Origin of the sequence: Micromonospora sp. NPDC049359 (assembly GCF_044466585.1) — a bacterium.
Taxonomy (GTDB): domain Bacteria; phylum Actinomycetota; class Actinomycetes; order Mycobacteriales; family Micromonosporaceae; genus Micromonospora.
Map to the genome: position 1 here is coordinate 42,278 of NZ_JBITMW010000009.1, position 12,462 is coordinate 54,739.

Sequence of the window (12,462 nt, forward strand, 5' to 3'; positions counted from 1 at the left end):
GGCGACCAGTGCCAAGATCGAACAGGCTCGTCCTTCGGGGCCTCCGTGTTCGGCTTCAGAGCCGGCTCCGCAGGAACTCCATCACCTCGTGGAGCAGGCTGCTGTCGCCAACGTCGGTCGCCACGACGGTTACGAAGGCAACCGCCAGCGACACGAACGCAACCCGCAGCGCACGACGCCCGGTTCTGGCGGCATCTACCGAGGCACCGAGCGAGGCCACGGTCGAGAGGATGTTCCGGTAGTCACGGTCAGCAGCGGTTAGTTCCTCGAACCACTCTTTCTGACGCTTCCGCAGCTCGGTATTCATGTGGATCGGCTCGTCCGCCCGGTCGGAGTTGGGCCGGTAGAGTGGCGAATACTCGATCGTGAACTCTGCCTCCTCCTCAAACCGGGGTCGGGATTTCCAGGACCTTTCCAAGTCGCGTTGCAAGGTCGCTACGTCGATGCTGAGGGTCAACAGTTGCTCGCGAAGGTCGTTGATAACTTTGGCCTTAAAGCGGCCATGCTGCGCCCGAGCGCGATCCCGAAGCAGCGCATAGCGAGCCTCGACCGTTTCGAGCAAGTCAGATACGGCCAGCGTCACCAAAAAGCTCTCTATTGCGTCGCCGTAGCGATGCGCAATCGCTCGGTTGGGGTCGTCGCCGTAGCCAGTCATGTAGGTGGCACTGTCCAGGACAGCCTGACGCTGACCCCAAAGCGCCCACGTCCGGTCAGTGCTAATGCCTCGCGCCAATGAAGGTGAAGTCGGGACCAAATGCATCTTGGGGATCTCAGGGGAGGTGTAATGGCGGACGCGTGTCTCCGTGATTCCGAGCGCTCGGAAGGCATCGGACTGGTCGCGGCCACGGTCCTCGCTAACGTCAGTCGGGTCGTGCTGGTCCAGGATGAGCATGTCGATCAGCGTCTGAGGACTGTTGAACTCACCAAAGAAGCCATCGCAGCACTCATTCATCCACCTACGCGCCAACTGGTGCAGCCGTTCCCGGGCCGTCTGCGTAACGTGGAACCCAGCCCACATGCGATCAAGTGCGTGTAGCCGCCCGTCTCGACGGGTCAACATCGGCTCGTGAGGCTGATGCCATACCTCATCGAGTTGTGTGGCCCCCAATTCGGAGAGTTGGATATGAGCAACAACGGCAGTTAGGCCGGAGCCAACCTGTATGGACTTCAAGTCGATGTAGCTAAACTCGGGCGGCAACTGGGCGCGCACTCCGTCGGGCATCATGTACGTCCCATTGATGTCCTGAATCGAGGCCATGCGCCACCAACTCCATCCCCTGCGAGCACGGGACTTCAGCAGCATGTTGACGTTGGTGTCTTGGGCTCCAGACATCCAACGGTCCCGATCCCAGCCGTTCCTATCGATCGCCCGCTCCAGTCGGGCGAAAGCGCTCGGCGGAAAGAGTTCAATCACCCAGATGGCCGGCGTGTACACGTGCTCATCAGCGGGCACTTGGAAGTCGTGCAACCGGTCCGTTGGGTCCCAGATTCTGTCTCGCTCAAGTTCGTTGAACTGACTGAGATTGATAGACCAGCGACGGAAAGCACGGTGTGCCGGCTTGGGAATGATCTTGCGTCGCCAGTTGGTCTGGAGGAACCACAGCAACTTGTATGGGAGGTCGTACCAGCGAGTCCAGCGATCGCCAATCGGCGGCACCTTCTCGAAAGCATCTGAGACCCTCGCGGATATCAGGTCTCGTTGCGGAGATGGCGCCACACCTACTGAGGAATCGCCCTCGGCCACGGGCGTCTCGGGTTGAACCTCAAGCGGTTCGGTCTGCTCCTCGGCGGTCACGGCTTGCCCATGCCATCGAACTCAACCCACCGGGTCAGGGTGCGAGCACACGGCATCCTGACTTCGAAGGTGTACACAACCATCTGAACTCCCTCGGATCGAGACTAAGCTTACTGGTCGACTCTCCCAGCATCCTCCGACAGCCTCCAGATCCGTGCGCCGAGTCAGAATCGAATCGAGCCGGCTGTTAGACCTGCTCGGCCGGAACGGGCGTGATGGTGGCGGTTGCCATCTGATACGCCGAGCCATCTCGGACGCACAGACCGATCTCGGGTATATTGGCGGCGGCGACTGCGGCACGCACTGTCCGCAGGGGTGACAACCCGATCGTCGGTCAAGGCCGAAAATCGGACATCTTCGACGAAGATCAGACAGAGTACGAACCCCAGGACCGCAGGTCGCGGTTAACAGAGAAGCGTTTTAGTTGCGGGCGGTGGTAAGGCTTGCATTGGGCGTTGGGGATGCGGCAGGCGGGGTAGTTGGAGCGATGGACGGCGAGGATTTGGGGGCCGGCGTTGATTTGGCTACCTTACTCCATAAGACATTGATGCCGACGGTCGCGCCTGCGAGGATCAGGCCACTCGCGACGGCAACCACAATTTGAGCGAAAATCCCTGTTGCAAATCCGATCCTCCCGAGGCTGGGATGATCTTCCGCTACGATTGTGCGCACCCGGGCTGGAAGCGCGGCCAACAAAGCCAATCTGCCTACCAAAGTCCGGTCTGTTTTATCGGCCCTATCGGCTTTCTCTTCCAATGCCCCGATCACGAGGTTGCAGGTATTAACGACCTGCCCAGGTGGCATCGCTTCCACATCGCGCAGGGAGTGGTCCCAGGCGGTTATCGGGTCGATCGGGATCCCAACGCTTGGGACCACGAAGGTCCGGGAAATACCTGACTGTAACTGTGCGCGCTTGGCTCTTCCGGCTAGTTGCGAGGTTTTCTGCGACGCATCTGCGACTGCCCCGCTCGCGCCTGCCTTGGGTTGATACGCCACCACCGCGTTCATCATGTTCTCGCGGACCGGCTGCATGTGAACCAACACAGACTTGTACGCATCCCGGAAGTTGGCGACGTCCTGCGCCATCTGCCTGTACTGCTCGCTCCTCTTCATCGCCCGATCTGCTCCGAGTCCTCAGCTTTCAGGTGACAGTGCAGAGTGATATCACGCTGCTACGCCCCGCCCAACTGTCGGTTGACTACTGCCGCTGTCACGTCCACAAGCACATCTCGGCCGGCATTAGCAAACCACGATGCTGCTGTATTCAGTCGACTCCGCTTCTCTTCGTCTGGCTCCTGTTCTGCTGCTGACGTCATCGCCCGCACCAATCGATCGGCCAGGTTCTCTGGCGTCGGCCAAGTGCCTACTGTTCTCCGAGCGTGTCCGGTCGGCTCGAAGACACATCCGATATCACGGCCACCGAAGGTGTTCAGGTCCTTGTAGTCGAAGAAGGGCGGCAGTTCAGCGGCCAAGGCGAACAGAGCGTGCTTCACCCGGGTCTCGTCAAGGCCAGTCCGCTCCGCGATCTCGTGCGGCTCGATGAGCCAGGCGCCCTCGTCCGATAGTTCAACAATCGCTCGTAGTACAGGGAGGTCACGAACCTCCCACGTCGGGTCGACCATGGGTGACACCGTAACCCGACCACGCGACCCGACTGATCTGCTCCTCGTGTGCGAGTCGCCCCATGTCGGGTCCATTTGCCGAGAAGGGGAGGGCGCGGGAGATGGTTGGTCACAAAGCGAAGGCCCCAGCCGAACTCGGCGGGGGCCTCCGGCAGGGGTCTGGGCTAGTGCTGCTTGGCGAAGTTGACGAACGACTGCCAGACGGTCGAGTCGAACTGGAGCATGCCGCCGTCCCGGTCCTTGGTGTCGCGCACGAGCACGACGCCGGGCAGGTTGTCGGCCACCTCCACGCAGTTGCCGCCGCTGGTGCCGCTGCGAGTGGACTTCCGCCACCGCGCGCCAGTTAGGTCCATTGGTTCGCTACTTCCTTCATCAGGTCTAGGGACTGCCGTCGCGACAGCGCCTCGGTACGGACGCCTTCCCACCGCTCAAACAGCGTATCGAGGTCGTTCGGCTTGTCCACGACATCGCCGCCGAGCTGGCTTTCAAGGTGACCAACCCAACTGCCGTCCGGCATACGTGCCAGGGACAGCGGGCCGGACAAGCCAGCGTGTAGGCCAACGTCCGCAGGTACGACGTGGACGCTGACGTTAGGTCTCACGGCGCAGCCTATTAGGTGAAGCATCTGCTCACCCATCATTTTTTCGTCTCCCGCGCGCACGCGCCGAATCGCGCTCTCGTCCACGACCACGACGATCTGCGGCGGCGGAGTGCGGTCGAGGATCGCCTGACGATCCATCCGCGCCTTAACCTTGCGCTCTACGTCCTCGTCGGTGAGCCGTGGGTCAAGCCGCAGCACGGCCCGCGCGTACGCCTCGGTCTGGAATAGACCTGGGATCAGGTTCGGCTCGTAGTAGCGGAGCTGCGTTGCCTCCCGCTCCGCGTCTAGCCAGGGGAGAAACCACGCGGGCGCACCGAGTTCGGCGACCAGGCGCTCAAACAGCCCGCCCGTCTTCAGCGCCACGTCACTGCCCTTGATGAATTCGGTCGTCAGCGTCCGAGTGCGGCCCTCCACGGCGCTGACGTGTGACGCACTGAAGCCTGCGTGCTTTCCAAACGCCTCTTGCGTCATGCCGGCCGCGCCGCGTGCCCGCCGAACCTCCGCAACGATGAAGGCCGCGATCGGCCCCGGCACGTCGGCCATTCAAAGCTCCCCAAATCAGAGATCGACTTTTCAGCGCTTCACCCGAGCGGCGTCGTTTACACAGCTCGCGCCGAAGCGCCGAACCACCTTCCGAGGGTAGCTATCTCCAAACCAGAGTGTCACTAGCAGGACCGCTCACGAAGCCCGAACCGGGGGCGGAACTGTCTGGGGCCGCTCCGAGGGGTGGTCATCGGGGCGGCCCCCTCCGACGACAGCGCGAAGGAGGCACCGTGCGTTTCAAGCTCTGGCGCAGCAACCCAGCTCCGAAAGTGCCTGTGCCTCGCCCCGCCCCGCACCCCGCCACGCGACTTCCGGCTTGGGTCACGGCGCACACCGAGGCGTTCCGGGTGGACGAGGTCGGCCGGGTTGGTCACCTGACCCGGGCGCAGGAGTTCCGGGCGAACGGGGGTCGGGAGTGATCTCCACGCAGGTTTCAGTCCCCGAGCGTGGTCCGGTCGCGAACCGCCCGCGCCAGCATGGGCAGGCCCCGCCGCACACGCCGTTACGTCCCCACTGGGCGTGCCGCGCTGACGGTCAGCCGTGGCCGTGCGCGACGGCGCGACTGATGCTGAAAGCCGAGTACGAAGACACGATGCCGAGCCTGTCGATCTACCTGGCGGGCCTGATGTACGAGGCGATGCGGGACCTGTACCACCTGAACCCGCACGACGGCCCGAGCCCGCAAGCCCTGTTCGACCGGTTCGTGGGGTGGGGGCCGTTCCGCAGGCCCGCCGTCGAGGCTGCGACGTCTCGCGGCGGCACCTAGATTCCCGCTGGTCGCCGTCCCGGCCAACCGGCGGCCACCGGGCGTACAGGGCACAACCGGCGCGGGGAACGCGTCCCCGCACAGCGAAAGCACCGGAAGGGACCGCAAATGACCGTCACCACAAGCCAGTCGGAGACGACCGCCGCCAACCCCCGAACGCTGGTCGACTCCGAGACGTTCGGCAAGCTGGTTGACTACTTCGCCGCCGACCGGCACGTCACCCACACCTACGCCACGCGGGCCGTCGAGCAGTTCCTGATCTTCCTCAAGGCGCACGCCGACAACGTGACGAACGAGGACTTCGGGATGCCCCTGCCGGACGGCTCGATCGGCCGCGTCGTGCCGACCCGTCCGGTCGACGCGGTGTGGCACTCGGTGTTGCAGCACACCGTGCCGTATGCCGACGCGTGCGAGCAGGTCGCCGGGGGCTTCGTGCACCACATCCCCATCCTGACCGAGGGAATGATGGACGGCACCGCCGTGACCTTCACGCTCGCGGCGCTGCACCGGACCGGCTACCGCGTCGACCTGGAATTCTGGTACGGCGAGGCCGAGTCCTGCTGCCCGCCCAACCCGCCGCAGCCCGGCAACCGCTGACAGAGAGGTAACCATGCGCCGCGATTGGTCCACCCTGCCCGAGGCGGTTGTGACGGAGGTAGCCGAGCGCGTCGGCGGGATCATCGACGTACGCCCGGCCCGGACGGGCAACCACGCCGAGATCGCGTCGACCGTCGTCGGCTCGTCCGGCATGGTCTTCGTCAAGGCCGCCGTTACCGGGCTGAGCGTCCAAACGCTGCGCTACGAGCTGGCGGCAACCAGGGCGGTTGACTGGTTCCCGCCGGCCGTCCTGTGGCACTTCGAGCGTGCCGACTGGTTGGTGGTGGGGGCCGAGCTGCTTGACGGCCCTCACCCCGACCTGTCCCCGCGTAGCCCTGATCTGGACCTGCTCCGCGTGACCCTGAAGGCCCTTCAGGGCACGCCGGCTCCGCGCGGGAACTGGTTCACCCCGGCGGGCCGGCTCGGGTTCGCGCTGCCCGAGATGGAAGGCCGGACGCTCGTTCACTCCGACATCAACCCGTCCAATCTCATCCTGACGGCGGGCGGGCTACGCGTCGTCGACTGGGCGTGGATGACCGAGGCTGCCGCGTGGGTCGAGCTGGCTTTACTCGCACAGTGGCTCATCGGCAGCGGCCACAGCCCGGCAGCAGCTGAGCAATGGCTAGCGCAGTTCCCGGCGTGGTCTTCCGTCACCCCTGACGTCCTAGACGCCTTCGCCGCGATGAACGCCGCGAAGTGGGAGGTCAAGGCCGGGCAAAGTACGCACGGATGGGTGCACGATCTCGCGGCCTGGACCGGCAGTTGGGCCGCCTACCGGGGCCGCGCCCGCTGACCGTTCTAACGCCCTGACCACCCGCCCTGGGACGTCCTCTTCCCCCGTGAAGGACGACCCGGGGCGGGCCTCGTTTTGCCCTGAACACCTCGCGCACCGCTGGCCGACTCGCTGGGTGTCCGCACCACAGAGCGCCGAGGAGGCTGCTCACTGAGGGCTGTAGCCGGATCGTGGGCTTGCGCGCTGGTAGCTACTGGCAAAAGCCCAACTGGCACGTGGCCAACTGTCGCTAGCGCTACTGGCACTATGCCAAGCTGTATTTTATGTACCGCAATTCGCCTGTCCGCCGCCGGAGCGTGTGGGCTCGGCTGGCAGCGCATCGGCGTATGCGTTCGGTGCGGTGGGCGCTGCCGAAGCCACGTACACGGGCGGCGTGGGCGACGTGGGCTGATGAGCTGTACAACATGCAGGCGGATGCCATCCATGAGCAGGTGTGGCAGGCACAGGCGGCCGGCGAAGACACGTCGACGGTGATGCTGCCGGTGGATAACCCGAGGATCCCGGCGGTGGTTCCGATGCTGGAGCCGCAGGAGTTGTCGGCGGCGGCGCATGAGCGGCGAGCGTTGGCGGATCGGCTGTTTGACGGCCTGGTGAACCCGGAGCCGGGCGTGTGGTACGGCAACGAGAACGTGGTGTTGTCGGCGGCGTGGCCGTCGAGCGTGGATGAGGCACCGGGGGCGCGGGAGGTGTTTACCGAGGCGGCCGGGGTGGTGGAGCGCTACGGGCGCGCGGCGCTGCGGGTGGGATCCGGCCGCGGTGGTGTGGTGCTGCGGGTGCATGGCCCGGCCTGGTCGCTGGTGTTCCGGGTGTCTCCGGTGGTGCGCCCGATTCTTGTGTGCGTGGATGGCCTCGCGGAACACTGCTTCTGGATTCAGGAGACGGTGCAGGAACGTGACCTGGTGCGCGGGTCGGTGGCGCAAGTCGTGAAGGAAGCGTCCCGCTACGGGTGGGGTGGAGACAAGAGCGCGGAGCCGGCGGCGTCGGTGTAGTCGTCGGGGGTGGTTCGCACTCGCGGGCGCCGGGTTGTGCCGGGGTGTCAGGTGTCGCGGCGGGGCTGCTGGGTGAGCGTGAGGCGGGTGCGCCCGCCTAGGAGCCGGGTGATCTGCCGGACGGCGGTGCTACGCCGTTGGGAGGCGTTGTGCGCGGACAGGCCGAGGTCGGCGGCGACGTCCTTGAGTCGTTCCCGGCGGATGTAGGTGCGGCGGACAAGCTCGGCGTTGGTGGGGTCGATGCGTCCGCTGGCGGGTCCAGCGGCGGAACGTTGCACGAGAGCGGTCAACACTGCCTCGGCGGCGTGGTCGGCGTCGGGCTGGCGGGGTTGCGGGCCGGCGGTGCCGTGCTGATCGGCGGCTACCGCTGTCATCGTCTGCTCGTCTCCGATGAGGACGAGTTGGGCTAGGCGCTTGTCGTCTTCCTCGTCCAGGCGGGCGAGGCGGGCGTGATATTCGGTCAGGGTTTCGTCGTCGCGGCGGCGGCGTTGACGCCTGCGCCGTTCGGTGCGTCCGCTCACGCGGTCGTAGGCGGTGCCGGTCAGTCGGTGGTAGATGTTGGGCCGGCTGGCGTCAAAGCGCCACGACAGGATGCCGTCGCGGATCTGCGTCTCCCGCATCCGGGTCAGGAATTCGATCATGAGGTCGATCTGCACACCATCGCGCCGCCATTCGCGGCTGCCTTTCGGCGTGAGGCGGCGGGCGCGGTCGTAGAGGCCGCCGAAGCCGACGCCGAGGGCGTAGAGGCTCCACTGACTGCGCATCGAGCCGGCGTGGTCGCGGTAGGAGGCGACGATGTGCCGCCATACCCGGTCCTTGGTCTGGACGGGGACGGTGGTGAGGGCGATGCGGTGCATCACGTAGCGGGGGGTGGCCGGGCGGGGATCGTTGGTGCCGTCGACCCAACCGCGCGGGACACCGATGGTGCATTTGGCGGCGGCGTAGCTAACCAGGCCGAGGGGCATCTTGGCGAGCGGGATCAGGTCGAGTTCGTGCGGGGTGTCGCGGGCTGGGCGCGGGTCCTCTGGTAACCACCGGTCGGGTTCATCGAACACCAGCGGGCCGGCGAGGATGCCGCGCGTGTGCCTTGTGGGCATCTGTTCATCGGGCACCGCTTCCTGTCCTCCCCACGTCGCTCGGGCTGGGTGGGACACGCCGGGCCGCCTGTCGGCGGTGATGAGCCCGGGTCGACGGTGACACCTCGTGTAGCCCCGGCGTGCTGCGGACACCGCCGGAAGCCGCACAAGCGTTCGAGAGATCGCGTGGGGATGCCATGTCGTTATGCGGCCCCCGCTGCGAGCGCTCGTCGTCGCTCGACTCCACAACCGACAGCCGGACCGGATGCCCCCGCTGCCGGCCTGGCCTTGATCCCCAGCGTAACCGCGTGGCGGAAAAATCTTCGCACTCAGGATGTCGATCTTGTGAGTTTCTAGCGTGCGCGTTCCCTTCTCTGTAGGTAGAGGCACTATCACCGGCGGCATCGCTGCGGCCCGACCATCGCGGAAAGGAGTTCGGCTCGGGCTCGCACGGCTGTCGTGCATCCGGCTCCCCGCCTACTCGCTCCTGCGAGGGTTCGCGCTGCTCAGCCTCGGTGTTCGAGGGCAAGCCGGCTTGCCGGCGCGGCAGCACCTCAAAGCGCGGCCGTGGATCGACCGGCGGGTGTAGTCGGCGCTTTCGGCGCTGTGGCCTGCGGTTTCGGCCGATGTTGGCCGCATCGGTGAGGACGGGTCGCGGCTCGGGCGTGTCGACTGGCGTCCCGGCGGCGATCGTGGTCTTGGTCTGCGGTCAGCTCGCCGCCGGAGTGCGGTGCGGTGCGGTGCGGTCTGATCGTGCCGTCGTGCACTGCGGTCGGCGTCGGGTGGCGTGTGTCCGTGGTCGGGGTCCGGTGTGAGGGTCTGACGCCTGGTTGCTGGCTGCTGGGCGTCCCCGGTGCCGTGTGCGCTCTGTTTCTCTCTGGGGCGGGGCGGGGGACCGGCCGCTAGGCCGCAGCCCCCGACCCCGCCGACCGCTCCTTTCCCTACCCCCTTCCGTCTGTCGCGGGATCGGCTATGCCGATTCCGCTTCTTGACCAAGTAGGGAAACTCGTACGCACCTCGACTCTCCGGGGTGTTGACCTTGCTCGCCTTGCGTCCTGGTCGTCCTGGCCCTGATCGCCTGGAACCTCGGTACGCGGCGTCTGCGCCGGTCCCTGCTTGCCCATCCAGCCCGTGGCCCGCCGGCTAGGAGCTGTCCGGCGTCCGCTCGTCCGGTCGCGTCGGGCTAGGCGTCGTCCATGCCCAGGGAGGCGTCACCGCTTCGTCTGTCCTCAATGGAGGTTGTTGTGTCCTGTTGCGCCTGTGGCGCTGACGTCGCGCCGATTCGGCTGTGTCTCGTGGTGCCGGTGGTGCGGAGTCGCGGCCCGCCCCGGTTGGCCCGGCTCCGCTGTCCCTGTTCCGACTACCGCACAACCTGTACGGCCTGCACGACCCAACCAACTTTTCTGTCTTTGGAGTTTGTGGTGAACAGCATTCCTGTTGATCTTTCCCGTTTGTCCGGCCTGCTGTGCGTGGCTGCGCCGGAACGCAAAACTGACCTTGACGGCGTGATCCAAAAGGATCGCGACGGTAATGCCCTGTGGGTGACGGGGGTCGCGGTGCGTCGGTCCGGTACCCGTAAGGCGTCGGTGATCGATGTTCGGACCTCTGCCGAGCCGGAAGGCGTGACGGAGGGAAGCGCGGTCGGCGTGACCGAGTTGGACGTGTCGCTGTGGGAGATCGAGGGCCGGCACGGCCTGTCCTACAAGGCGGCGTCCGTCTACCCGGTTCGTCCTCGCACTGAGGGCGGTGCCGCTCCGGCTCCGGTGCCGACTGCGCCTCAGCGTGAGCGTGGCGGTAAGGCGGCTTCCTCATGAGCGCCGCTGACCTGATTCACGGGTGCGGCGATGACCGGCCCGGCGCGAGCGAGCTGGACGTGATCCGGCTGATGGCGTGCGGCGTTGCTGATCTGGCCGACGCGATCGAGTCCGCGCCTCCGGTCGAGCGGCCCCGCCTCGTCGCGGAACTGGCCGGCTACCTCGGCGAGGCGGCGGCGCGCTGCGGGTGGCTGGCGTCCGTCCTGGCGCACGGCCTGGACTTGGCCGGTACCTACGCCGATGAGTCCGACTATGCCACCGAGCATCCGATGATCCGAGGGAGGGCGGACTGATGCCGCCGGCATCGGCACCACCGCCGACGCCTGCGCCGTCGCCGTCGATGACTCCGTGGATTCCCGACTTCGCGCCGAGAATTCCCGGGGTCACCATGGACCGGTTCCAGGCGTGGCTACCGACGATCATCACGGTTGCCGTGGTCATGGTGGCCGTCGTCGTCGCGCTGGTCGTGGCCTCGCGGCTGCTGCGCAGGGTCGCGCCCCGGACGCATTGGTACCTGGTCGGGTTTCCGGTGCTGCGGCTGCGGATGCGTCACTCGTGGCGGCATCTGTGTCTCAACGCGGACTTGACCGGTACCGACCGGCCGACCACCGGGCAGCTCGGGCCGCTGTTGGTCAAGGGCAGGCCGATCATGCCGGTGCTGCCGCTGCTGACCCGGATCCGTCCTCGCTCGTTCGGGGCAACGGCGGTGATCCTGCTGCACCCTGGGCAGGTCCCGGAGCCGTTCGTCAACGCGGCTGAGGCAATGGCGCATGCCTGGCAGGTCCACGCGGTGCGGGTCGACGCGCGGCTACGCGGCCGGGTCCGGCTGACCATCCTCACTGCCGACCCGCTCACCACACCTGGCAGGGAAGCGGCGGCCCGGACTACCGCACCGGCAGCGAAGCCGGCCGCGGTGCCCTTGCATCCGTCGGAGGCGATCACCGAGCCGGTCAGTGCGGCGGTGCCGGCGGACCTGGCGGCCGAAGTGGGCCACCGGGAAGACGGGCAGCGGTGGGTGATCGACCTTGCCACGTTCCCGCACTGGCTCATCACCGGGGCCACGCAGTCGGGTAAGTCCACGCTCATCAACGCTGCCGTAGCCCGGTGGGCGTCGCGTCCCGTCGCGCTGGTCGGCATCGACTGCAAGGGCGGTATGGAGTTGGCTCCCCACGCGCCCCGGCTCTCGGCCCTGGCCACTGACCGGGCGGAGGCGGCGGACATCCTGGCCGAACTCGTCGCAGAGACGCAGCGGCGGATGCGGCTGTGCCGCCAGCACGGGGCACGCAACATCTGGCAACTGCCCGAGCCTGTGCGGCCGGTGCCGGTGATCGTGGTGGTCGACGAGTTGGCCGAGCTGTACCTAGTCGCCTCACGCGCGGACAAGGACGAAGCGCTTCGCGCGACGACACACCTTCTCCGACTGGCGCAGCTCGGCGCGGCGTTGGGTGTGCACGTGATCGTGGCTGGGCAACGGGTCGGCTCCGACCTCGGCCCCGGGGTGACCGCGCTACGCGCCCAGCTCGCCGGGCGGATCTGCCTTCAGGTCAATGACCCGGAAACCGCCGACATGACGCTAGGCGACCTCTACCCCGATGCGGTGGAGGCGGCCCAGCAGATCGACCCGGCGGTCAAGGGCGTCGCGGTCACCACCGCCGAGCACTCCGGGTGGATCCGCGCCCGGTCGGTGCACCTGCCACCGGAGCACCTGGCCGCCGTGATTGCCGGCACGGCACACCTGGCGCCGGTTCTGCCCGGCCTCACCCCGCCGGCCTGACTCGCCGGCCAGCCCGAAGGGAGCAGCGATGCGTCCACGACCAGGCCGCCCCGCCGCACGCGCACCCGGTGACGGCGTTCCACGGACCGACC

The 12,462-nt window shown here is 66.8% G+C and carries 13 protein-coding genes; 7 read left to right on the forward strand and 6 right to left on the reverse strand.

Annotated features, from left to right (window positions below):
• Positions 1–55: 55 nt before the first annotated feature.
• The 5 genes from ACIBTX_RS20885 to ACIBTX_RS20905 all read right to left on the reverse strand — a co-directional run bounded on the left by ACIBTX_RS20885 (position 56) and on the right by ACIBTX_RS20905 (position 4,561).
• The gene (locus ACIBTX_RS20885; protein WP_396832854.1) at positions 56–1,795 is read right to left on the reverse strand and encodes a hypothetical protein; all 1,740 of its coding nucleotides are present in this window, start codon (positions 1,793–1,795) and stop codon (positions 56–58) included.
• 420 nt (positions 1,796–2,215) lie between these two features.
• On the reverse strand, positions 2,216–2,908 hold the full coding sequence (locus ACIBTX_RS20890; RefSeq protein ID WP_396832855.1) for a hypothetical protein: 693 nt from the start codon (positions 2,906–2,908) through the stop codon (positions 2,216–2,218).
• A 59-nt stretch (positions 2,909–2,967) separates the two neighbouring features.
• Positions 2,968–3,417, reverse strand: coding sequence for a hypothetical protein (locus tag ACIBTX_RS20895; RefSeq protein ID WP_396832856.1), 450 nt, complete (start codon positions 3,415–3,417; stop codon positions 2,968–2,970).
• A gap of 164 nt (positions 3,418–3,581) precedes the next feature.
• Positions 3,582–3,770: a DUF397 domain-containing protein gene (locus ACIBTX_RS20900; RefSeq protein WP_396832857.1), complete on the reverse strand. Its 189-nt coding sequence runs from the start codon at positions 3,768–3,770 to the stop codon at positions 3,582–3,584.
• Positions 3,761–4,561: a helix-turn-helix domain-containing protein gene (locus ACIBTX_RS20905; RefSeq protein WP_396832858.1), complete on the reverse strand. Its 801-nt coding sequence runs from the start codon at positions 4,559–4,561 to the stop codon at positions 3,761–3,763. The genes ACIBTX_RS20900 and ACIBTX_RS20905 overlap by 10 nt, the downstream gene beginning before the upstream one ends.
• A gap of 418 nt (positions 4,562–4,979) precedes the next feature.
• Between ACIBTX_RS20905 and ACIBTX_RS20910 the strand changes: the two genes are divergently transcribed.
• The 4 genes from ACIBTX_RS20910 to ACIBTX_RS20925 all read left to right on the forward strand — a co-directional run bounded on the left by ACIBTX_RS20910 (position 4,980) and on the right by ACIBTX_RS20925 (position 7,706).
• Complete coding sequence (locus tag ACIBTX_RS20910) at positions 4,980–5,327, forward strand: hypothetical protein (RefSeq protein WP_396832919.1); 348 nt, start codon at positions 4,980–4,982, stop codon at positions 5,325–5,327.
• Between the two features lie 108 nt (positions 5,328–5,435).
• The gene (locus ACIBTX_RS20915; RefSeq protein WP_396832859.1) at positions 5,436–5,924 is read left to right on the forward strand and encodes a hypothetical protein; all 489 of its coding nucleotides are present in this window, start codon (positions 5,436–5,438) and stop codon (positions 5,922–5,924) included.
• 13 nt (positions 5,925–5,937) lie between these two features.
• Positions 5,938–6,717 carry a phosphotransferase family protein gene (locus ACIBTX_RS20920; protein ID WP_396832860.1) on the forward strand — a complete coding sequence of 260 codons (780 nt, stop codon included), beginning with the start codon at positions 5,938–5,940 and terminating at the stop codon, positions 6,715–6,717.
• A 404-nt stretch (positions 6,718–7,121) separates the two neighbouring features.
• Positions 7,122–7,706 carry a hypothetical protein gene (locus tag ACIBTX_RS20925; RefSeq protein WP_396832861.1) on the forward strand — a complete coding sequence of 195 codons (585 nt, stop codon included), beginning with the start codon at positions 7,122–7,124 and terminating at the stop codon, positions 7,704–7,706.
• Positions 7,707–7,753: 47 nt separating this feature from the next.
• Here ACIBTX_RS20925 and ACIBTX_RS20930 read toward each other — a convergent pair whose 3' ends face one another.
• The gene (locus ACIBTX_RS20930; RefSeq protein ID WP_396832862.1) at positions 7,754–8,803 is read right to left on the reverse strand and encodes a hypothetical protein; all 1,050 of its coding nucleotides are present in this window, start codon (positions 8,801–8,803) and stop codon (positions 7,754–7,756) included.
• A gap of 1,400 nt (positions 8,804–10,203) precedes the next feature.
• Between ACIBTX_RS20930 and ACIBTX_RS20935 the strand changes: the two genes are divergently transcribed.
• The 3 genes from ACIBTX_RS20935 to ACIBTX_RS20945 are packed head-to-tail and all read left to right on the forward strand — an operon-like array spanning position 10,204 to position 12,370.
• Positions 10,204–10,596, forward strand: coding sequence for a hypothetical protein (locus tag ACIBTX_RS20935; protein ID WP_396832863.1), 393 nt, complete (start codon positions 10,204–10,206; stop codon positions 10,594–10,596).
• Positions 10,593–10,889, forward strand: coding sequence for a hypothetical protein (locus ACIBTX_RS20940; RefSeq protein WP_396832864.1), 297 nt, complete (start codon positions 10,593–10,595; stop codon positions 10,887–10,889). Before ACIBTX_RS20935 ends, ACIBTX_RS20940 begins: the two co-directional genes overlap by 4 nt.
• A 47-nt stretch (positions 10,890–10,936) precedes the next feature.
• Positions 10,937–12,370 (forward strand): FtsK/SpoIIIE domain-containing protein, encoded by a 1,434-nt coding sequence (locus ACIBTX_RS20945; RefSeq protein ID WP_396832865.1) that lies wholly within the window; start codon positions 10,937–10,939, stop codon positions 12,368–12,370.
• Positions 12,371–12,462: the final 92 nt, after the last annotated feature.

Coding starts and splice junctions, on each gene's coding strand:
- ACIBTX_RS20890 (WP_396832855.1), bottom strand. CDS start 2,908: ATGAAGAGGAGCGAGCAGTACAGGCAGATGGCGCAGGACGTCGCCAAC.
- ACIBTX_RS20895 (WP_396832856.1), bottom strand. CDS start 3,417: ATGGTCGACCCGACGTGGGAGGTTCGTGACCTCCCTGTACTACGAGCG.
- ACIBTX_RS20900 (WP_396832857.1), bottom strand. CDS start 3,770: ATGGACCTAACTGGCGCGCGGTGGCGGAAGTCCACTCGCAGCGGCACC.
- ACIBTX_RS20905 (WP_396832858.1), bottom strand. CDS start 4,561: ATGGCCGACGTGCCGGGGCCGATCGCGGCCTTCATCGTTGCGGAGGTT.
- ACIBTX_RS20915 (WP_396832859.1), top strand. CDS start 5,436: ATGACCGTCACCACAAGCCAGTCGGAGACGACCGCCGCCAACCCCCGA.
- ACIBTX_RS20920 (WP_396832860.1), top strand. CDS start 5,938: ATGCGCCGCGATTGGTCCACCCTGCCCGAGGCGGTTGTGACGGAGGTA.
- ACIBTX_RS20925 (WP_396832861.1), top strand. CDS start 7,122: ATGCAGGCGGATGCCATCCATGAGCAGGTGTGGCAGGCACAGGCGGCC.
- ACIBTX_RS20930 (WP_396832862.1), bottom strand. CDS start 8,803: ATGCCCACAAGGCACACGCGCGGCATCCTCGCCGGCCCGCTGGTGTTC.
- ACIBTX_RS20940 (WP_396832864.1), top strand. CDS start 10,593: ATGAGCGCCGCTGACCTGATTCACGGGTGCGGCGATGACCGGCCCGGC.
- ACIBTX_RS20945 (WP_396832865.1), top strand. CDS start 10,937: ATGACTCCGTGGATTCCCGACTTCGCGCCGAGAATTCCCGGGGTCACC.